The organism is Brevundimonas sp. GW821-FHT12E07 (assembly GCF_058807035.1).
In genome coordinates this window covers 855,651-874,207 of sequence record NZ_JBXAQH010000001.1, presented here as the reverse complement: position 1 = coordinate 874,207, position 18,557 = coordinate 855,651, and the positions used below count along the sequence as shown (strand labels likewise).

The window sequence follows — 18,557 nt, the reverse complement described above, 5'->3', positions numbered from 1 at the left end:
CGGCGAGACATCTGGGCGGAGGAAGCTACTCCCGTTCGCGTCGGGGTGGCAGTCGTGATCATCGACATGGCGGACCTTTTCGTCAGGAGCACGGCGTTCCTAACCATCCCGAACCCGTCTGTCAGGTCACCGATCGTTTCTCCGGCGAGGATTTGAGAGCGTTCACCCCCGAATGAGGTGCGGCACGAAGCGCGAGCCGTTGCGCGTGATGCGGCCGCGATCCTCTCTCAAGCCGATCCCGGCCGCTTCGTTCCCTACGACCCATGAGCCGATGATCACATAGCGGTTGTCGTACCTGGGCGGGGCATGCAGCGCCTGCCGGATCCAGGCCCCGTCGCCGTATCCGCCGTCCAGCACGGCCGACTTGCGCCCGTCCTTGACCAGTTCGACATTGGCGCCCTCGCGCGAAAACAGGGGCTTGCGCACATAGGACGAACCCAGCCGCGTATGGGCCGGATCGCTCTCGAAATAGGCCTCCAGCAGGTTCGGATGCCCCGCATGCCGCTCCCACAGCAGCGGCAATATGCCCTTGTTGGACAGCAGGCTCTTCCACGCCGGCTCCAGCACCGTGATCTCCGCATTGGGCAGAGGCTCCGCATAGTCGTCGCGCAGCATCTCCTCCCACGGATAGAGCTTGAACATCGCCCCGATCTCGAAATTCTCGTGGTCGACGAACCGCCCGGCCTCGTTCAGCCCGATGTCGCCGATGGCCACGAACTGCGGATCCAGCCCGGCCTGCTTCGCCAAATCTTCCAGGAACAGCACCGTCTGCCGGTCCTCGACATAGTCGGGGACGGACGAGAAATGCACGAAACCCCCGTCGGGGAAGATCGTCCGAAACCGCTCGACCAGCTTCTCGTGCAGGCTGTTGAACTGGTCGCTGTCCTCGGGGAAGACGCCCGCCGCGATCTGGTCCTCCAGCCACAGCCACTGGAACACCGCCGTCTCGAACACCGAGGTCGGGGTGTCGGCGTTGTACTCATAGAGCTTGGCCGGACCCGTGCCGTCGTAGGCGAAGTCGAACCGGCCATAGAGGGACGGCTCGTTCCGCTTCCAGCTGTCGGCGACATAGTCGCGCATGGCCTCGGGGATCTCGAGCTGGGCCATCAGCCGCTCGGACTGGACCGCCTCGTCGACGAGATCGAGGCACATGGAGTGCAGCTCTTCGGTCGGTGCCTCGATGCCGTCCTCGATCTCGGTCAGCGAGAACTCATAGGCCGCGCCCTCGTCCCAGTATTGCTGACCGTCGACGTGGTTCCAGGTGAACCCGACCGCCTCGGCCTTGGCCTGCCAGTCCGCGCGGGGGGAGAGTTTGATGCGTTGCATGATGCTGCTCTGTCCTCACCACGCGGAGCGTGGGGAGGGGGACCGCGGCGCGCTTGCGCCGGGGTGGAGGGGGTTCTTGCTTGCTGCCTTGTTCAGGCCGGAGCGGGGCTCGACGAAGAGCCCCCTCCACCGCGCTACGCGCGGTCCCCCTCCCCATCGCGAGAGCGATGGGGAGGAAAAGGCCGTCACGCCTTGTCCTTCTCGACCGGCACGGACGTCTCGATCTGCGGCGTCACCACCTTGATCTCCTGCTGCGTCAGCCGCGCCAGCACGTCGTCGGCCGAGGCGTGGCCCGGCAGAATCCCCGCGTCGCGCAGCTTGGCGTCCAGATCGGCGCCGGTGCGCTTGTCTTCCAGCTCCTGACCGGCGCGCAGCTTCTCTTCGTTCACGGCCTGACGCTGCTTGATGCGTTGCAGGCTGTCGGCGGCCGAGCCGATGCGCGACTGGGCGCCCGCCGACTGCAGCGCGACCGAGGTCTGGGCGCGCTGGACGCTTTCATTGACCTTGACGATGTCGATCTCGCGCCGAAGCGTCTCGATCTTCTGGTCGGTCGAGGCGATGGCCGTGCGCAGCTTGGCCTCGGCGGCCTTCATGTTCTCGATCTGCGGGCCGCGCGTGCCGATCTCGGTCTCCAGCTCGGCGATGCGGCCGGCGACCTCGCGGGCCAGATCGGTCTTGCCCTGACCCAGGGCGGCGCGGGCCGAGCTTTCGTATTTCGAGATCTGCTCGCCGAAGCTCTGCAGCTCGTTCTCGGCCATGCGGCGGCGCGCCACCAGACCGGCCAGGTCGTCGCGGGCCTTGCCTTGCGCGTTGTCGGCGTCGCGGATTTCCTGGTCCAGGATCTTCAGCGCATTGGCGTCGACGATCGACTGGCCGGCGTCATGGGCCGTGCCGCGGAACAGGGCGGAGAGTTTGGAGAGCATGGACATCTGTAGGATCCGGTTCCGGTAATCAGGCGTCGAAGGTTTCGCGCAGGGCCGTGGCGTCGATCGCGTTCTCGGCCAGGGTGCGCAGTTCGATCAATATGGTCTGAAGCGTCGTCTTGCACGACAGTTCGCCCATCAACTCATAGACATCTTCGCCGCCCACCGCCGTGATGGCGAAGTTGGACAGGGGCACGACCCGCTGGGCCTTGAGCAGGAACTCGTTGAACCGGGCCGGATCGGCCTGTTCGGACACGGGCCACAGCAGCACCGAGACCACGATCTGCGCGCCGCCGACCGACAGATAGATCGGCAGGTCGCCGTATTCATGCATGGTGACCAGCAGGACGGGCTCGGCGCCCTCCAGCACCCGCAGGGTCATTTCGCCCTCGCGGATCAGGGTCGAGGCGTCCAGTGCGGTCTTGATGGCCGGCACGGTCCAGGGGGTTTCGATCACGGCGTCCATTTGATGGTCGGCTCCAGGAATGAAGGCTTGGAATTGAGAGGATCGGGGGCGGGGAGCAAGAGCCGGGGCCCGCGCCGAATCCGTGACGATTGCGCGCACCGCCGCCTTCACATCGTCGCGCGCCGCCTGGGGAACCCAGAACTCGAGTTTGACCATCCCCGCCTCACGGCGCGCCTTCCGCCACGCCCGGATGCGATCCGTGGCTGCGTTCGGCGACAGGCTGTCGTCCTCGTCCGTCATGTTGTTACATGTAACGCGTAACATGTACGCTTGACAAGAGGTTCGGGCGGAGCGATTTTTTGTCGCATGGGCCAGCTTCAAACGCGTGACACACCGGATCGTGCAGGACACGCCCTCGCCGCCCGCGCGGATCGAGGCTAAGGACAGACCATGTTCAAGCGTCTCTTCGGCGGACAGGAAGCACCGGCGGCGCCCGCCCTTGCCGTGGTGCGCAACATCACCATCGGCCGCACCGTCGCCCTCGACCCGCTGGCCTGGCGCCGGCTGGGCGACCAGACCAAATTCACCCTCGACCGCGACGTCCTCGACATCACGGCGCAAGGGACCGTCACCCTCGACAGCGGCCAGTTCGTCCACCGGTTCTACACCGAGGACCATCTGATGCTTCAGGCCATGAGCGACGACGCCGCGGGGTTTGAGAGCTACGACTTCACCCTCTTCATGCCCTGGACCTCGGCCTATCCGGCCGGCGAGCGCGAGCGGCGCATCTGGAAGGACCGGCTGTCCGAGCCCGTCTTCCACGGCGCGGCCGAAAGCCTGCCCGACTATCCGCGCTTCTGGTTCACCGAGGCCGACGGCCGCCAGCCGCCGGTGACGATCTGGGAGACGGTCTGGGACGATCGCGCCGCCCGCGTCCCGTACTCGAAGATCTTCCAGACCTGCATGCTCTATGCGCGCGATCTGGATGACGGCCGCGAGCTGATGCTGGCGCTGGAGATGCAGCCCGAGGACGCCCGGGGCAAACAGGGCGACCTCAGCCACGAAATCATGATCGGCATCCCGCTGGAGATGGCCGAGTTCCGCGCCTGATCGCGCAGACCTTTAGGGGAGACAGGAATGTTCGACTTCGACCGCTACGCCTTCATGCAGGGGGCCATCGCCTTCCTCATCGCCTTCGCCGCGGCGGGCGTCTTCACCGTCGCCTTCAAGCTGATCTATCAGTGGGTCACGCCCTATCACGAGCAGACCCTGATCCGCGACGGCAACACCGCCGCCGCCATCTCCCTGGGCGGCGCCCTGATCGGCTATGTCCTGCCCCTGGCCTCGGCGCTGTCGCACACGGTGACCCTGCGCGAATTCGCCGCCTGGGCCCTCCTTGCCGCCATCATCCAGATCCTGGCCTTCGTCATCGTCAGCCGCCTCGTCTATCGCAAGATGGCCGAGCGCATCGAGGCGGGCGAGACCTCCGCCGCCGTCTATCTGGCCTCCATCTCCATCTGCATCGGGCTGCTCAACGCCGCCTGCATGACGGCGTAAGCTCCATGACCGACCAGACCAAACCCATTGATGAGCGCCCCGAGGAAGGGTCACGCTCCATGCGCCGGCTGATGCGCTCGCGCAGCCTGCACGTCACCAGCCTGATGGCCACGGCCAGCTTCTCGCTCGCCGCCTGCGGCCAGCCCCAGCTGGCGGCCCCTGAGCCCGATCCGGCCCCGGCCTATACCTCGCTGGCCGACTGCAAGGCCGCCAACGACGTCTCCGACGCCGAGTGTGACACCGCATGGAAGGCCGCCGACGATCAGGCGAAGGAGAACGGGCCCCGCTACGCCACCCAGGCCGAGTGCGAAGGCCAGTGGGGGCCAGAACAGTGCCGCCCGATCAACCACGGCGGCGGCTCCTTCTTCGGCCCGCTGGCGACCGGCTTCATCATCGGCCAGCTGATGAACGGCGGCGGCTATCGCGGCGGCGGCCCGCTGTATCGCGACCGCGACGGCGGCTATTCCAACGGCTTCGGCGGCGGCTATCTCAGCCGCGACTACCGCACCGGCCGCACCGTCGCCAACCGCAACGACGTCGACGTCGCCCGCCAGGCCCCCACCCGCGTCCAGAGCCGCACCACCGTCGTCTCCCGCGGCGGCTTCGGCGGCGGCGGCCGAAGCTTCGGGGGGTAACCCCAGAGCACCGGTTAGAAAACACTAAGGGCGGGCCTCACGGCCCGCCCTTTTCCAATTCTCAGTCCCACTATCCGTCATCCTCGGGCTCGTCCCGAGGATGACGGAGTGTGATGAGCCCCGCTCAACCTCGCATCCTCGCGAACCCGATCCCCTGCCCGCTCAACACCTTACCCTAACGGCGCCGCATTCGGCCCAGCATCCCCACGGGCTGAGGTACACTCCCGACCTCCCGGTCTTTGACATCCCCCACACCCGCACCTGCCTTGCACTCAAGTGCAACCCACCGCCGCCAACGCCCAAAACAAAAGCCGGGCAAGATCAGCGCCCTGACGGCCGCCTCTCTCACCCGGCTTCAAGCCTTGCACTTTTTGCACTCGCTTTTTTCCGAGTGCAGACGCGGTTCAGATCAGTGGCTGGCGGCGCTAACGCCCGCGGCCGTGACCGGCTTGGTCCGCATGGCGGCGACGGCGAAGACCGTCAGCAGCACATAGCCGATCAGGGGCACGATGAAGGCGTGGTTCAGGTTGCCCATGTCGGCGATCTGACCGGCCAGCAACGGCAGCAGGGCGCCGCCGATGATGCCGAAGACCAGCAGACCTGAGGTCGCCGAGGCCGGGGCGGTCGAACGCTCCAGGGTCAGGGTGAAGATGGCCGGGAACATGATGGAGTTGAACAGGCCGATCGCCAGGGCGGCGAAGGCCGCTGCCGCGCCGGTGCTCTGGAAGACGACGAAGCTCAGGATCGCCGCCGCCACGGTGCAGAGCGTCAGCAGCAGGGCCGCCGGGGCGCGGGTCAGAAGGGCGCTGCCCGCGAACCGGCCCATCAGGGCGCCGGCCCAGTACAGGGCGACCAGACGGCCGGCGTCCTCGATCCGCAGACCGAGCGTGCCTTCGGAGTGGAGCAGGTTGGTCATCAGGCTGCCGATGGAGACCTCGGAGCCGACATAGAGGAAGATGGCGCCGGCGCCGGCGATGGCCCAGGGCGAGGACAGGGCCTTGAACGGCGACTCGACGTGGCCGCTCTCCTGACCGGGCTGGTTCAGGCGCGAGCGGATCAGCCAGATGAAGGCGCCGAGGGCGGCGAACAGGACGGCCAGGATGAAGAAGACCAAGTCGATGTTGCGCAGGGTCACGGCGCGCAGGGCCGGATCCAGCGTCGCGGCGGCCGGAGCGGCGGCGGCCGGGGTCAGATCGACATTGGCTGCGGCGGCGGCGCCGGTCGCTTCAACCTGACCGATGTAGTGCTGCAGGAAGACCAGCCAGCCGATGGCCAGACCCAGAGCCGCGCCGATGATCAGCCAGCTCTTGAAGGAGCGCTTCAGCCCGCCGATCAGGCCGCCCGCGACGGCGCCGAGCACGAGGCCCAGACCCAGCAGGACGATGCCTTCGAACGAGGCCAGCTCGGTCACGCCCCCGGCGACGAAGATGCCGCCCGACAGCATGACCGTCGCGCCCAGCAGCGGGCCGACCACGGTGCCCAGGGAGTTGAAGGCCTGGGAGAAGACGAGGCGGAAGTGCGACTTGCCCGCCGAGCCCAGCGAGGCCGCCAGCGGGTTGGCCGCGACCTGCAGCAGAGTCACCCCGCCGCCGATCACGAACAGGGCGATCAGCACGCCCGGATAGAAGTTCATCAGGGTCGACAGGGGCACGATCAGGGCGCCCAGCACCATGACGCCCAGGGCGCTGACGATCGACCGGGCATAGCCCAGCTTGGACAGGACGGCGGCCGCCGGCAGGGAGAAGACGCCATAGGCGGTGAACCAGGCGAACTGGGTCAGCAGGGCCTCGGTGAAGCTCAGCTCGAACACCCCGCGCACGGCCGCGATCAGCGGATCGACCAGGGAGGTGGCGAAGCCCCAGGCGAAGAAGAGGGTGGTCACATAGGCGAAGGCGAGGCCTGCGCCCTTCGGTGCTGCGGTGTCGGTGACGTCTGACTGGCTCATGAGGTCCTGTTGCGGTTCCCGGGCGGCCCCTCCGGCGCTGGATGCGTCGTGGAGGCTCTTGATAAGCCTTGCTTCCACGGACAGGGGCGTGCGGTCCAGCCGTTTCAGCCTTGCCGTAACCAAAAGTGGCCCCGCGGGCGCGCCGCGAGGCCACTTTCAGATGCATTCCCCATCCCGACAGCGCCGGATCGGGGTGCAGCCTGTCCGCGTCTCACACCGCGAACAGGGCCTTATAACACCGTTTCGGACCTAGAATGTGGCCTTCAGCGTGGCGAACACGCGGTCGTCGGCCAGCGGGGCGTTGTCGACGTCGGTGCCCGTGTAGCGGACGTCCAGCGCCAGCGGAGTGCCGGCGAAGGCGTAGGTCGCGCCCAGGTTCCAGGTGACGTAGTCGTCGGTGACGTTCAGCCACTGCTTGCCGACGGCGCCCGAGACCGACAGGCCGGTCACCGGCGTGGCGTAGGCGGCGTTCAGTTCGCCATAGGTCGCTTCCTTGTCGACGCCGAAGAAGTCGGGCGAGAAGTAGACCGCGGCGCCGGCGGTGACCGGGCCGATGGCGCGCGAGGCCGCGACCTTCAGCTCGGCATAGTCGTAGTCCTGGTTGGCGCCGGGGGCGTACAGATAGGTGACCACGCCGACGTCCCAGGCATAGCCGGCCGTCTCGCCGCGGAAGCCGCCGTAGACGTCGATCTCGGCTTCAGTGTTGTCGCCGAAGTCGACGTTCGAGGCCCAGGCGCCGGCGTAGAAGCTGCCCACGGTGACATCGACGCCGCCCTGGACGGCCGGGTCTTCATTGGTCTGGCTGAAGCCGCGGAAGACGTAGTCGCTGGTGACCGCGATGTTGGCGGTGATCGAGGCGTCCTGGGCGGAAGCGGCGCCGGCGGAGGCCAGCAGGGCCAGGGCGGCGGCCCCGGCGAGGGCGGAGGCGGTGAGCAGTTTCATGGGTATCCCCTTCCAGTGAGTGTGAGAACGACCGGCGGATGAGAGAGCTCCGGAGCTCCGGTCGATTGGTCTTGGGTGGTATCCGGTCTTGAGGTGGTCACGCGGGATGCGGTTCCAGCCGCATCCCGCGCTGTGGCTCAGGTGTGCTCCAGCGACTCGCCGTGCAGCACGGTGTCCAGACCTTCGGCTTCTTCAGCATCCGAGACCCGCAGGCCGGTGGTGAACTTGCAGATGATCAGGATGACCAGGGTGCCGACCGCCGAGTAGGCGATGGTCCAGGCCAGGCCGATGGCTTGCTTGGCGATGGTGGCGTCTCCCGACAGGCTGTTGATCGCGGTGGAGGCGAACACGCCGGTCAGCAGGGCGCCGGCCAGACCGCCCGCGCCGTGGATGCCGAAGGCGTCCAGGCTGTCGTCGTAGCGCAGCAGCTTCTTGATCCAGACCGAGGAGACGTAACAGATCGGGCCTGCGAGCAGGCCGATGATGACGGCGCCCTTCGGGTCGACGAAGCCGGCGGCCGGGGTGATGGCGACCAGACCGGCGACGATGCCGGACAGCATGCCGATCAGCGACGGCTTCCGCTTGTGCATGACCTCGATGATCTTCCAGGTCAGGGCGGCGGCGGCGGCGGCGGCGATGGTGTTGAACAGGGCCACGCCCATCAGGCCGTTGGCGGCGCCCGCCGAACCGGCGTTGAAGCCGATCCAGCCCACGAGCAGCAGGGAGGCGCCGATCATGGTCAGGACGGGGTTGTGGGGGTTGATCGGCTCAGTGCCATAGCCCTTGCGGCGGCCCAGGAAGAGGGCGCAGACCAGACCGGCGACACCGGAGTTGACGTGAACGACCGCGCCGCCGGCGAAGTCCAGCACGCCGGCCGAACCGAGGAAGCCGCCGCCCCAGACCCAGTGACAGATCGGGGAGTAGATCAGCAGCGACCACAGGGCCGTGAACAGCAGCAGGGCCGAGTACTTGAAGCGCTCGGCGAAGGCGCCGGTGATCAGGGCCGGGGTAATGATGGCGAAGGTCATCTGGAACGTCAGGAAGACGAACTCGGGGATGCCCGGCAGCAGGCTGTGCGCCGTCTCGAGCGTCACGCCGTTCAGGAACAGGGCGTCGAGGCTGCCGATGTAGTTGTTCAGGGTCGGGTCGGGGTTCTTGCCGAAGGCCAGGGAGTAGCCGGCGATGAACCAGACCATGGTCACCACGGCGAAGACGCCGACGGACTGGGTGATGGTGGCGATGACGTTCTTGCGGCGCACCATGCCGCCGTAGAACAGGGCCAGACCCGGCAGGGTCATCAGGAGAACCAGGGCGGCCGAGGTGGCCATCCAGGCGGTGTCCGCGCCGTTCAGTTCAAGCACAGCCTGGTGTCCGGCCAGAACCGGAGCCGGCGCCGCTGCGGCGTCCTGGGCGAAGGCGCCGCCAGCGTAAAACAGCACGGCGGTCAATATCAGCAGGGCAAGGATGCCCGGAAGTCGATTCAGTACCTGTGACATTTGCGTTGTAGCCCCTCTGCAATCTCGCAACTGCGAGGTAACCATCGCAAAACGGACATATGCAAGAGGGTTTGCCGTGATCGGCGCAATTTTCGTGCTGCCGTATTATTTCAGCACGGCCGTCTTGAGGGATATTGCCGGAAAGAGGCGTGATTTCGAAAATTCACACCCCTTTCGCAAATGCTAACGAAAAGCTTAACCCCAGTGCATCTGCACACGATGTGCAGCCGCCCAGTGGATGGCGCGGATGGCGTCGATGATCGCCTCCCCGGCCGCACGTGTGCCCAATTCGCCACCCAGGTCGGCCGTGGTGGCGCCTGCGGCCAGGACAGCGGCCACGGCGGCCTCGATCGAACCGGCCTCGTCCTCCAGTCCCAGACCGTGACGCAGCAGCATGGCGGCCGAGAGAATCGTCCCGACCGGGTTGGCCAGATCCTGACCCGCGATGTCCGGCGCCGAGCCGTGGATGGGCTCGAACAGGCCCGGACCACCCGATCCCAGCGAGGCCGAAGGCAGCAGGCCAATCGAGCCGCCCAGCACCGAGATCTCGTCCGACAGGATGTCGCCGAACATGTTCTCGGTCAGGATGACGTCATAGTCGCGCGGCCGCTGGATCAGGTGCATGGCCATCGAATCGACGAGGGCGTGCTTCAGCTCGACCTGGGGGAACTCCTCGGCGTGGATGCGGGTCACGACCTCGCGCCACAGGCGGCTGGTCTCCATGACATTGGCCTTGTCGACGGAGGTCACCTTTCCGCGCCGCTGGACGGCGATCTTGAAGGCGGCGCGGGTGACCCGCTCGATCTCCTCGACCGAATAGACGCACAGGTCCGAGGCCATGGTCTCGGTGCGGACCTTGTCGCCGAAATAGACGCCGCCGGTCAGCTCGCGGAAGACGATCAGGTCGACACCCTCGACGATCTCCTTCTTGAGCGGCGAGCGGTGCGCCATGACCGGCGAGACCTGCAGCGGGCGCAGGTTGGCGAACAGACCCATGGCCTTGCGCAGGCCCAGCAGCCCCTGTTCCGGCCGCAGCTTCTGGCCGTCCCACTTGGGTCCGCCGACGGCGCCCAGCAGCACCCCGTCCGAGGCCAGACAGGCGTCGATGGTGTCCTGCGGCAGCGGGTTCTCGACCGCATCGATCCCGGCCCCGCCGATCAGGTGCTCGGAGAACTGGAAGTCGTGGTCGTAGAAGTCGCCGATGACCTGCAGCACCGCCTTGGTCGCGGCGATGACCTCGGGGCCGACGCCGTCGCCGGGCAGCAGGGCGATCTTCCAGGTTTTGGGCGTGGGCATCAGACGGTCTCCGGAGCGTGGCCACGCTCATAGGCTTCGATATCAGGCAGCTTGTTCTGCAGCCAGCCGAGGGTGTCGACGCCGTCCAGCAGGCACTGGCGGGCGAACGCCTCGACGGCGAAGGTCACGGGGGCATGGTTGCCGCGCCGCACCTCATTGGTCTCCAGATCGATGGTCACCGGCTGTTCCGGATGGGCCACCAGATCGTCCCAGGTCGCCTGATCGACGACGATGGGCAGCAGACCGTTCTTCAGGGCGTTGGAGGTGAAGATGTCGGCGATATTGGTCGAGATCACCGCCCGGAAGCCGTAGTCGTAGAGCGCCCACGGCGCATGCTCGCGCGACGAGCCGCAGCCGAAATTGTCGCCTGCCACCAGGATGCGGTGCTCGGCCGGGTCGATGCGGTTGAGCACGGCCTCGGGCCGCGCCGAGCCGTCGGCTTCATAGCGCCAGTCGTAGAAGGCCTTGGCGCCCAGACCCGTCGTCTCCGTCGTGGTCAGGAAGCGGGCCGGGATGATCTGGTCGGTGTCGATATTGGCCTGGGTCAGGACCAGCGACCGGGAGGTGAACACTCTGATCGGCTCAGGCATCGACGGCCTCGCTCAGATAGACGCGCGGATCGGTCAGGACCCCGGCGATGGCCGAGGCGGCGGCGGTCGCCGGGCTGGCCAGGATGGTGCGGGCGCCCTTGCCCTGACGGCCCTCGAAATTGCGGTTGGATGTCGAGACCGCCAGCTGGCCGGCGCCAACCACATCGCCGTTCATGGCGATGCACATCGAACAGCCCGGCAGGCGCCATTCGGCCCCGGCGGCGATGAAGACCTGATCCAGACCTTCTGCCTCGGCGTCTCGGCGCACGGCCTCCGAGCCCGGGACCACCAGCATGCGAACCCCGTCCTTGACCTTGCGGCCCTTCAGCACCTCGGCGGCGGCGCGCAGATCCGGCAGGCGGCCGTTGGTGCAGGAGCCGACGAAGACAACGTCGACGGCCTGGGTGGTCGTCGTCTGCCCGGCCTCGAAGCCCATATAGGCGATGGCCTTGCGGTCGCTTTCGGACTGGGGCTCGGGAACCTTCGATCCAATCGGGGCGCCGGCGTCGGGCGTGGTGCCCCAGGTCGCCATCGGGCGGATGGCCGCGCCGTCCAGCACGACCTCCTTGTCGAACACCGCGCCGGGATCCGAAGCCAGCGTCAGCCATTCGGCGGCGGCCGCCTCATAGGCTAGCCCTTGAGGAACCTTCCGGCGTCCGCGCAACCAGTCGATCGTCTTCTGGTCGGGGGCGATCATGCCTGCCCGGGCGCCGGCCTCGATGGACATGTTGCACAGGGTCATGCGCCCTTCCATGTCCAGGGACCGCACCGCCTCGCCCGCATATTCGATGACGTAGCCGGTGCCGCCGCCGAAGCCCAGGGCCGCGATCACGGCCAGGGCCACGTCCTTGCCCGAGACGCCGGGCTGGAGTTCGCCGTCGACGGTGACCCGCAGGGTCTTCGACGTCCGCTGCAGCAGGCACTGGGTCGCCAGCACATGGCCGACCTCGGAGGTGCCGATGCCGAAGGCCAGGGCCCCGAAGGCGCCGTGGGTCGCCGTATGGCTGTCGCCGCAGACGACGGTCATGCCCGGCTGGGTCAGGCCCAGCTCCGGCCCCATGACGTGAACGACGCCGCGCGCGTCGGAATCCCAGCCCGCCAGCTCGACGCCGTGGGCGGCGCAGTTCTTCTCCAGCCGGGCCACCTGATCGCGCGCCTCGTCGGTGACATAGGGGCGCTGGCCGTTCACGGCAGGCAGGGTCGGGGTGGAGTGGTCGAGCGTCGCGAAGGTGCGGTCGGGCCGACGGATCTTCAGCCCGCGGCTCTCGATTTCGCTGAAGGCCTGAGGGCTGGTGACCTCATGGACCAGATGCAGGTCGATATACAGAACGCCGGGCGTGGCGTCGGTCTCCGGCACGACCAGATGCCGGTCCCAGACCTTTTCATACAATGTACGCGGTACGCTCATCGTTCAGGCGGCCTCGAAGCGAAAGGCTGCGTCGTTCGAGACGCGGCGCGCCCCGACCAGACGGTCGATCTGCTGGCCCAGGTTGACGATGGACCGGCCCGCGTCGCGACCGCGCACGGTCAGGGCGATGCGCAGGGCGGCGCCTTCAGTCGCCATGTCCATGGCGTCGATGTGGAAGCCGCGCCGCTCCACCAGACCGATGAGACGCTGCAGGGCGCCGTCGGCGCGGTCGATCAGGATATGGATGGTGTCGCTCATCGTGAGCCCTCCAGCATTTCGCCGTTGTTCTTGCCCGGGGGAACCAGGGGCCAGACGTTGTCGGCGGGATCGATAATGACGTGGGCCAGGATCGGCCCCTCGGCGGCCAGCAGCCGGTCGATGCCGGCCGAGACCTGATCGCGGCGGTCGATGCGGAAGGCCGGGATGCCGAAGGCCTCGGCGACCTTCACGAAGTCCGGATTGTCCGACAGATCAACCTCGGAGAAGTTCCGCTCGAAGAAGAACTCCTGCCACTGGCGCACCATGCCCAGGCGGGAGTTGTCCAGCAGGATGATCTTCAGCGGGATCTTGAAGCGGTTGACGGTCGCCAGCTCCTGGATGTTCATCATGACCCCGCCGTCGCCGGTGATGGTGACGACGCAGGCGTCCGGCTCGGCCAGCTTGGCGCCGACGCCCGCGGGCAGGCCGAAGCCCATCGAGCCCAGACCGCCCGAGGTGATATGGGCCTGGGGCCGCGAGAACTCGCAGTACTGGGCGACCCACATCTGGTGCTGGCCGACGTCGCAGGCGGCGATGAAGTTGGGCCCGGCCTTCTTCGACAGTTCGTTCAGCAGCTGGGGCGCGAAGACCCCCTCCCCCGGCGCATTATAGTCGAAGGCGGTCTCGACAGAGCGGGCGCGCCACTGGTCGGCCCAGCCCGAGACCTCGATCGGGGCGCCGCGACCCAGACGGGCGTTCAGGGCTTCCAGATTGGGCTTCAGGTCGCCCGTGACGCCGACCGCCACCTTGCGCAGCTTGCCGATTTCGGACGGGTCGATGTCGAAATGAACGACCCCGGCGTGGGGCGCGAACTCGGTCAGCTTGCCGGTGGCGCGGTCGTCGAAGCGGGCGCCGACGACGATCAACAGATCCGAGTCCTGGACCGCCTCATTGGCCGCGCGGGTGCCGTGCATGCCCAGCATGCCCAGGAAGTTGTCCTGACCCGTCGGGATGGTGCCCAGGGCGTTCAGGGTCGAAACCTGGGGGATGCCGGTGATGCGGGCGAAGTCGCGCACCGCCTCAACCGCGCCCGAGATCTTGGCCCCGCCACCGATGTACAGGATGGGCTTCTTCGCGGCGCGGATGGCGGCTTCGGCCTCGGCGATGATGGCGCCCTCGGCGACGTCGATCTCATTGGACAGATGGATGCCGCGCGGGGCGTCGGTCATCTCGAACTGGACGTCCTTGGGCAGGTCGATCAGGACCGGTCCCGGGCGGCCCGAGCGGGCGATGTGGAAGGCCTCCTCGATCACCGCCGGAATGTCGGCGGCGCTACGGACCAGATAGGAGTGTTTCACGATCGGCAGGGTGACGCCCAGGATGTCGACCTCCTGGAAGGCGTCCATGCCCATGACGCCCTGGGCCACATTGCCCGTGATGCAGACCATGGGGATGGAATCCAGCATGGCGTTGGCGATGCCGGTGACCAGATTGGTCGCGCCCGGTCCCGAGGTCGCCATACAGACCCCGACCTTGCCCGAGACCCGCGCATAGGAGTCAGCCGCGAAGGCCGCGCCCTGCTCGTGGCGGCACAGATAGTGGCGCAGCTTCGACCCGGCGATGGCGTCGTAGATCGGCATGATGGCGCCGCCGGGATAGCCGAACAGCACCTCGACCCCCAGCTTCTCGAGCGTGGAGACCACCAGACGCGCACCCGACTGGGGTTCGGTCTCGGCGGAAGGCTTTATGGCTGTCGCGGCGGCGCTCATCGGTCTGACTCTGGTTACTCAGGCGCTCAGGCGGCTTCGGATTTGGGGGCGTGCAGCCAGGCCATGCGCTCGCGCAGGCCCGCGCCGACGACCTCGATCGGATGCTCGGAGTCGGCCTTGACCAGGGCGTCGTAGGCGCCCTTGCCGGCTTCGTTCTCGGCGATCCATTCGCGGGCGAAGGTGCCGTTCTGGATCTCGGTCAGGATCTCCTTCATGCGCTCGCGGGTCTCGCCGTTGATGACGCGCGGGCCGGAGACGACCGAGCCCCATTTGGCGGTCTCGGAGATGAACTCGTTCATCTTGGTGATGCCGCCTTCGTAGAACAGGTCCACGATCAGCTTCAGCTCGTGCAGGCATTCGAAATAGGCGATCTCGGGCTGGTAGCCGGCCTCGACCAGGGTCGAGAAGCCGCCCATGACCAGTTCCTTGGCGCCGCCGCACAGGACGGCCTGTTCGCCGAACAGGTCGGTCTCGGTCTCTTCCTTGAACGAAGTTTCCAGCAGGCCGCCGGTCGCGCCGCCGATGCCCTTGGCATAGCCCATGGCGCGGTCGCGGGCCTTGCCGGTGACGTCCTTCTCGATGGCGAACAGGGCGGGGACGCCGCGGCCGCGGGCGTACTCGCGACGGACCAGATCGCCGGGGCCCTTGGGCGCGACCAGGATGACGTCCATGTCCTCGCGCGGGGTGACGCGGCCGTACAGGATGGAGAAGCCGTGGGCGAACAGCAGGGCCGAGCCGGCCTTGGCGAAGGGCTCGATGACGGTCTTGTAGATTTCGGCCTGGGCCATGTCCGGCGTCAGGATGGCGATGATGTCAGCGTCCTTGACCGCTTCCGAAGGCTCGGCCGTGGCCAGGCCGTCCGACTGGGCGTTCTTCCAGCCCTTGCCGCCCTCACGAACGCCGACGATGACGTCGTGGCCCGAGTCCTTCAGGTTCTGGGCGTGGGCGCGGCCCTGCGAGCCATAGCCGATGACGGCGATGCGCTGGCCGGCGATGACGCCGGGACGGATGTCGTCGTTGGTGTAGATTTCCATGGCTCAGGCCTTCTCGGTTTCTTTAATGGTCGCGGGCGTTTGGGCCGGCGGAGGGTTGGGAATGGTGACGGCGCCCTGCGAGGCCGAAGCCACCGAAGCGCGATATTTGGCGAAGACGCCGTGGGCCGGAGCCATGGGCGGCAGGACGAAGTCGGCGCGCCGCGCGGCCAGGTCGGCGTCCACGTCGATGCGGCGGTTGGTGACATCGATGGTGATGCGGTCGCCGTCGCGGATCAGGCCGATCGGCCCGCCGACCGCCGCTTCCGGCGAGACGTGGCCGGCGACGAAGCCGTAGCTGGCGCCCGAGAAGCGGCCGTCGGTCAGCAGGGCGACATCCGAAATGCCACGCCCCTTCAGCGCCGCCGTGACCTGCAGCATCTCGCGCATGCCCGGACCGCCCTTGGGGCCTTCGTAGCGGATGATGATGACGTCGCCCTCGCCGACCGATCCGTCCTGGACGGCGTGGAAGGCGTCTTCCTCGGAATCGAAGACGGCGGCGGGACCTTCGAAGCGATCGACCTTGTGGCCGGTCAGCTTGATGATCGCGCCTTCGGGGGCGACATCGCCGTAGATGACCGCATAGGAGCCGCGCTCCATGATGGGCTGTTCGATGGTGGCGACCACCACCTGACCGGGGGTCTCCTCGGCCTCGGCGGCCTCGGCGAACAGGCTGCGGCCCGAGACGGTCGGGGTGTTGACGATCTTGCCGGCCTCGGCCAGCCGCTGGGTGACCAGACGGGTGCCGCCGGCGGCGTACAGGTGCGAGGCTAGGAACTTGCCGCCCGGCTTCAGGTCGCAGATGACCGGCGCCTCGACGCAGGCCTGGTGGCAGTCCTCGACGCCGAAATCGACGCCCGCCTCGATGGCGATGGCGGTCAGGTGCATGACGGCGTTGGTCGATCCGCCCGAGGCCGAGACGGCGACGGCGGCGTTCTTCAGGCTGGCGCGGGTGATGTATTTGCGAGCGCTGTCGCCGGCGAAGACGCGCTCGACGATCAGCTGACCGCAGCGATGACCCTCGGCGGCCTTGGCCGGGTCGACGGCGGGGACGTCGTTGGCGCCCATGGGCGAGATGCCCATGACGGCCAGGGCCATGGCCATGGTGTTGGCGGTGAACTGGCCGCCGCAGGCGCCGGCGCCGGGACAGACGGCGCTCTCGACCATCTTCAGCTGTTCGTCGTCGATCGTGCCCGCGCCATGGGCGCCGATGGCCTCGAAGACCTCCTGGACCGAGACCTCCTTGGAACCGATCACGCCCGGCATGATGGTGCCGCCGTAATAGACCAGGCCCGGGATATCCATCCGCGCCAGGGCCATGGCCGCCGCCGGGATGGTCTTGTCGCAACCGACGATGCAGACGACGCCGTCCAGCTGATGCCCCTCGACGGCCAGCTCGATCGAGTCGGCGACGACCTCTCTGGAGATCAGCGAAGCCTTCATCCCGGGCGTGCCCATGGAGATGCCGTCGGTGACCATCACCGTGTTGAAGTCGACCGGATAGCCGCCCGCCGCGATGATCCCGGCGCGGACGTCATTGGCCAGACGGTTCAGATGCATGTTGCACGGGGTGATGGTCGACCAGGTGTTGACGATGGCGATCATCGGCTTGTCGAAATCGGCGTCCTGCATCCCCGCCGCGCGCAGATAGGAGCGCGCCGCCGCCCGGTTCGGGCCCTTGGTCACGACCGAGCTCCGACGGTTGCCGGTGCTGTTCTCTGGGGTGGAATCTTGCGTGGTCACGGGAGGCGGTCGTTTCTGCTGGTCGGTCGGTCGGGGGTGGCGGAACGGCGTTCGGGGTCGTTTCGGGTATGAAAAAACCCGCTTCCTGGCGGGAGCGGGTGTCTGCGTGTGATCCTGATTTTGCGTGTGCTCAGGTCAGCTGCATCCATCCCGCTCCGGTAAGGAGAAGGCCGAGGAGTACGCTGAGAATGAGGGTGGTCAGCATCGCGGGACCGACGCTTGCGCGCGCCGCGGCGACGGCCTGAGCCCCCCGCGTCTTCTGGTCATGGCGAATGGATTGGCGCACGGCCGATCTCCTGCTTACCCCGGCATAAAGCCAGATTAACCGGCCCGGCGCAACCGGCACTTGGAATAAATTTCCAATTTTCAGCCCCAGATGACCCCGGGAGGTAAAATTCACCTCGATATGGCGACTGAGGGTCGAAAGCCGCACCTGCACTCTGACCGTTCAGGCGAAAACGGCCAGCGTCGAAAAGCCGGAGCGTTGCGGTCAGCACGAAAGAGGCAGGGTTTGCGGGCCGTCCCCGAGGCGCGCCGCGCAAAATCCCTGACCGACAGCGGTGTCAGTTGTCGATCAAATCCTGAAGCAATCCGGCGAGCCGTTTGCACATCGATTCACATTCGGCCGGCGTCATGTCGAAGCCGCCGGTGATGTCGCGGCTGATCGCCAGTCCCATCATGAAAGCTCCGGCCAGACGGGCGCGAATGATGGCGTCCGGGCCGCCGACCCAGTCGGTAAAGGGCTGATAGAAGCGGTTGCGCGAGTTGCGCTGGACGATCTCGGCGGCCTTTGGCGAGGAGATGGAGCGCAGAAGAATCAGCAGCCACTCCAGCTTGCCCTCCTTCTTCGGGCCGTAGACGAGATCGTGCGCCATACGCTCGCCGAACGTCTCTCGCGGACCCTCGGTGATGCTGGAGCCGTTGCCGCAGTCCTCGAGCACGGCGACGAAAAGCTCTTCCTTGGAGCCGAAATAACGCGAGATCAGAGCCGGATCGACGCCGACGTCGCGGGCGACGTCGCGCATGCCGACCTGGTCGTAGCTTTCAGCCGAAAAGCGACGGTTGGCGGCCTTCAGAATGGCCTCTCGCGTCGCCGCTGCGTTCCGGGGTCTGCTGCAAAGCTCGAAACTCAAGTTGATGTCCTCAAAGGCCCCATTGGGAGTATGGCTATGTCATCGTCTGTTGACAAGGTTTTCGCAGTCGCACAATAAACATGTCATCAGGTGTTGACCTGCGGGCGCGTCCCCCCATTTGCCCGTTTGTCCGCCTGGACTCAAATTGCTTGCTGGAGG

The 18,557-nt window shown here is 67.0% G+C and carries 17 protein-coding genes; 3 read left to right on the top strand and 14 right to left on the bottom strand.

Translation table 11 applies throughout. From position 1 onward, the window contains the following. Positions 1-162 precede the first annotated feature (162 nt). The 3 genes from AC1ROD_RS04350 to AC1ROD_RS04340 form a co-directional block, all read right to left on the bottom strand. Complete coding sequence (locus AC1ROD_RS04350; RefSeq protein WP_492947025.1) at positions 163-1,326, bottom strand: glutathionylspermidine synthase family protein; 1,164 nt, start codon at positions 1,324-1,326, stop codon at positions 163-165. A gap of 185 nt (positions 1,327-1,511) precedes the next feature. Further along, positions 1,512-2,255, bottom strand: a complete 744-nt coding sequence (locus tag AC1ROD_RS04345; RefSeq protein ID WP_492947024.1) for a PspA/IM30 family protein — start codon at positions 2,253-2,255, stop codon at positions 1,512-1,514. A gap of 22 nt (positions 2,256-2,277) precedes the next feature. Further along, positions 2,278-2,715, bottom strand: coding sequence for a YjfI family protein (locus tag AC1ROD_RS04340; protein WP_492947023.1), 438 nt, complete (start codon positions 2,713-2,715; stop codon positions 2,278-2,280). A 390-nt stretch (positions 2,716-3,105) separates the two neighbouring features. Between AC1ROD_RS04340 and AC1ROD_RS04335 the strand changes: the two genes are divergently transcribed. Genes AC1ROD_RS04335 through AC1ROD_RS04325 form a run of 3 tightly spaced genes read left to right on the top strand, consistent with a single transcriptional unit; the run spans position 3,106 to position 4,847 of the window. Beyond that, on the top strand, positions 3,106-3,765 hold the full coding sequence (locus tag AC1ROD_RS04335; protein ID WP_492947022.1) for a YjfK family protein: 660 nt from the start codon (positions 3,106-3,108) through the stop codon (positions 3,763-3,765). Positions 3,766-3,792: 27 nt separating this feature from the next. Next, positions 3,793-4,212 carry a DUF350 domain-containing protein gene (locus tag AC1ROD_RS04330; RefSeq protein WP_492947021.1) on the top strand — a complete coding sequence of 140 codons (420 nt, stop codon included), beginning with the start codon at positions 3,793-3,795 and terminating at the stop codon, positions 4,210-4,212. 5 nt (positions 4,213-4,217) lie between these two features. Beyond that, a complete protein-coding gene (locus AC1ROD_RS04325) occupies positions 4,218-4,847 on the top strand; it encodes a DUF1190 domain-containing protein (RefSeq protein ID WP_492947020.1) in 630 nt (209 codons plus the stop codon). Positions 4,848-5,256: 409 nt separating this feature from the next. Here the strand turns inward: AC1ROD_RS04325 and AC1ROD_RS04320 are convergent, their stop codons facing one another. The 11 genes from AC1ROD_RS04320 to AC1ROD_RS04270 all read right to left on the bottom strand — a co-directional run bounded on the left by AC1ROD_RS04320 (position 5,257) and on the right by AC1ROD_RS04270 (position 18,398). After that, complete coding sequence (locus tag AC1ROD_RS04320) at positions 5,257-6,792, bottom strand: MFS transporter (protein WP_492947019.1); 1,536 nt, start codon at positions 6,790-6,792, stop codon at positions 5,257-5,259. A gap of 249 nt (positions 6,793-7,041) precedes the next feature. Next, positions 7,042-7,734, bottom strand: coding sequence for a TorF family putative porin (locus tag AC1ROD_RS04315; RefSeq protein ID WP_492947018.1), 693 nt, complete (start codon positions 7,732-7,734; stop codon positions 7,042-7,044). Between the two features lie 137 nt (positions 7,735-7,871). Beyond that, positions 7,872-9,230, bottom strand: coding sequence for an ammonium transporter (locus AC1ROD_RS04310; RefSeq protein ID WP_492947017.1), 1,359 nt, complete (start codon positions 9,228-9,230; stop codon positions 7,872-7,874). 195 nt (positions 9,231-9,425) lie between these two features. Beyond that, positions 9,426-10,526: a 3-isopropylmalate dehydrogenase gene (gene leuB, locus AC1ROD_RS04305; protein ID WP_492947016.1), complete on the bottom strand. Its 1,101-nt coding sequence runs from the start codon at positions 10,524-10,526 to the stop codon at positions 9,426-9,428. Further along, positions 10,526-11,116: a 3-isopropylmalate dehydratase small subunit gene (leuD, locus tag AC1ROD_RS04300; protein ID WP_492947015.1), complete on the bottom strand. Its 591-nt coding sequence runs from the start codon at positions 11,114-11,116 to the stop codon at positions 10,526-10,528. Before leuD ends, leuB begins: the two co-directional genes overlap by 1 nt. Further along, a complete protein-coding gene (leuC, locus tag AC1ROD_RS04295) occupies positions 11,109-12,524 on the bottom strand; it encodes a 3-isopropylmalate dehydratase large subunit (protein ID WP_492947014.1) in 1,416 nt (471 codons plus the stop codon). The genes leuD and leuC overlap by 8 nt, the downstream gene beginning before the upstream one ends. A gap of 3 nt (positions 12,525-12,527) precedes the next feature. Beyond that, positions 12,528-12,782 carry an ACT domain-containing protein gene (locus AC1ROD_RS04290; RefSeq protein WP_492947013.1) on the bottom strand — a complete coding sequence of 85 codons (255 nt, stop codon included), beginning with the start codon at positions 12,780-12,782 and terminating at the stop codon, positions 12,528-12,530. Beyond that, positions 12,779-14,491: an acetolactate synthase 2 catalytic subunit gene (gene ilvG / locus AC1ROD_RS04285; RefSeq protein WP_492947012.1), complete on the bottom strand. Its 1,713-nt coding sequence runs from the start codon at positions 14,489-14,491 to the stop codon at positions 12,779-12,781. Before ilvG ends, AC1ROD_RS04290 begins: the two co-directional genes overlap by 4 nt. Before the next feature lie 26 nt (positions 14,492-14,517). After that, complete coding sequence (ilvC, locus tag AC1ROD_RS04280; RefSeq protein ID WP_492947011.1) at positions 14,518-15,525, bottom strand: ketol-acid reductoisomerase; 1,008 nt, start codon at positions 15,523-15,525, stop codon at positions 14,518-14,520. A gap of 3 nt (positions 15,526-15,528) precedes the next feature. Continuing rightward, positions 15,529-17,265 (bottom strand): dihydroxy-acid dehydratase, encoded by a 1,737-nt coding sequence (ilvD, locus tag AC1ROD_RS04275; RefSeq protein WP_492947010.1) that lies wholly within the window; start codon positions 17,263-17,265, stop codon positions 15,529-15,531. A gap of 563 nt (positions 17,266-17,828) precedes the next feature. Next, positions 17,829-18,398: a TetR/AcrR family transcriptional regulator gene (locus AC1ROD_RS04270; protein WP_492947009.1), complete on the bottom strand. Its 570-nt coding sequence runs from the start codon at positions 18,396-18,398 to the stop codon at positions 17,829-17,831. Positions 18,399-18,557: the final 159 nt, after the last annotated feature.

Bases quoted from the DNA above. Each gene is read 5' to 3' on its own strand.
- leuC (WP_492947014.1), bottom strand. From the start codon at position 12,524: ATGAGCGTACCGCGTACATTGTATGAAAAGGTCTGGGACCGGCATCTG.
- AC1ROD_RS04315 (WP_492947018.1), bottom strand. From the start codon at position 7,734: ATGAAACTGCTCACCGCCTCCGCCCTCGCCGGGGCCGCCGCCCTGGCC.
- AC1ROD_RS04325 (WP_492947020.1), top strand. From the start codon at position 4,218: ATGACCGACCAGACCAAACCCATTGATGAGCGCCCCGAGGAAGGGTCA.
- AC1ROD_RS04310 (WP_492947017.1), bottom strand. From the start codon at position 9,230: ATGTCACAGGTACTGAATCGACTTCCGGGCATCCTTGCCCTGCTGATA.
- AC1ROD_RS04340 (WP_492947023.1), bottom strand. From the start codon at position 2,715: ATGGACGCCGTGATCGAAACCCCCTGGACCGTGCCGGCCATCAAGACC.
- leuB (WP_492947016.1), bottom strand. From the start codon at position 10,526: ATGCCCACGCCCAAAACCTGGAAGATCGCCCTGCTGCCCGGCGACGGC.
- AC1ROD_RS04330 (WP_492947021.1), top strand. From the start codon at position 3,793: ATGTTCGACTTCGACCGCTACGCCTTCATGCAGGGGGCCATCGCCTTC.
- AC1ROD_RS04320 (WP_492947019.1), bottom strand. From the start codon at position 6,792: ATGAGCCAGTCAGACGTCACCGACACCGCAGCACCGAAGGGCGCAGGC.
- AC1ROD_RS04350 (WP_492947025.1), bottom strand. From the start codon at position 1,326: ATGCAACGCATCAAACTCTCCCCCCGCGCGGACTGGCAGGCCAAGGCC.
- ilvC (WP_492947011.1), bottom strand. From the start codon at position 15,525: ATGGAAATCTACACCAACGACGACATCCGTCCCGGCGTCATCGCCGGC.
- leuD (WP_492947015.1), bottom strand. From the start codon at position 11,116: ATGCCTGAGCCGATCAGAGTGTTCACCTCCCGGTCGCTGGTCCTGACC.
- AC1ROD_RS04345 (WP_492947024.1), bottom strand. From the start codon at position 2,255: ATGTCCATGCTCTCCAAACTCTCCGCCCTGTTCCGCGGCACGGCCCAT.
- AC1ROD_RS04335 (WP_492947022.1), top strand. From the start codon at position 3,106: ATGTTCAAGCGTCTCTTCGGCGGACAGGAAGCACCGGCGGCGCCCGCC.
- AC1ROD_RS04290 (WP_492947013.1), bottom strand. From the start codon at position 12,782: ATGAGCGACACCATCCATATCCTGATCGACCGCGCCGACGGCGCCCTG.
- ilvG (WP_492947012.1), bottom strand. From the start codon at position 14,491: ATGAGCGCCGCCGCGACAGCCATAAAGCCTTCCGCCGAGACCGAACCC.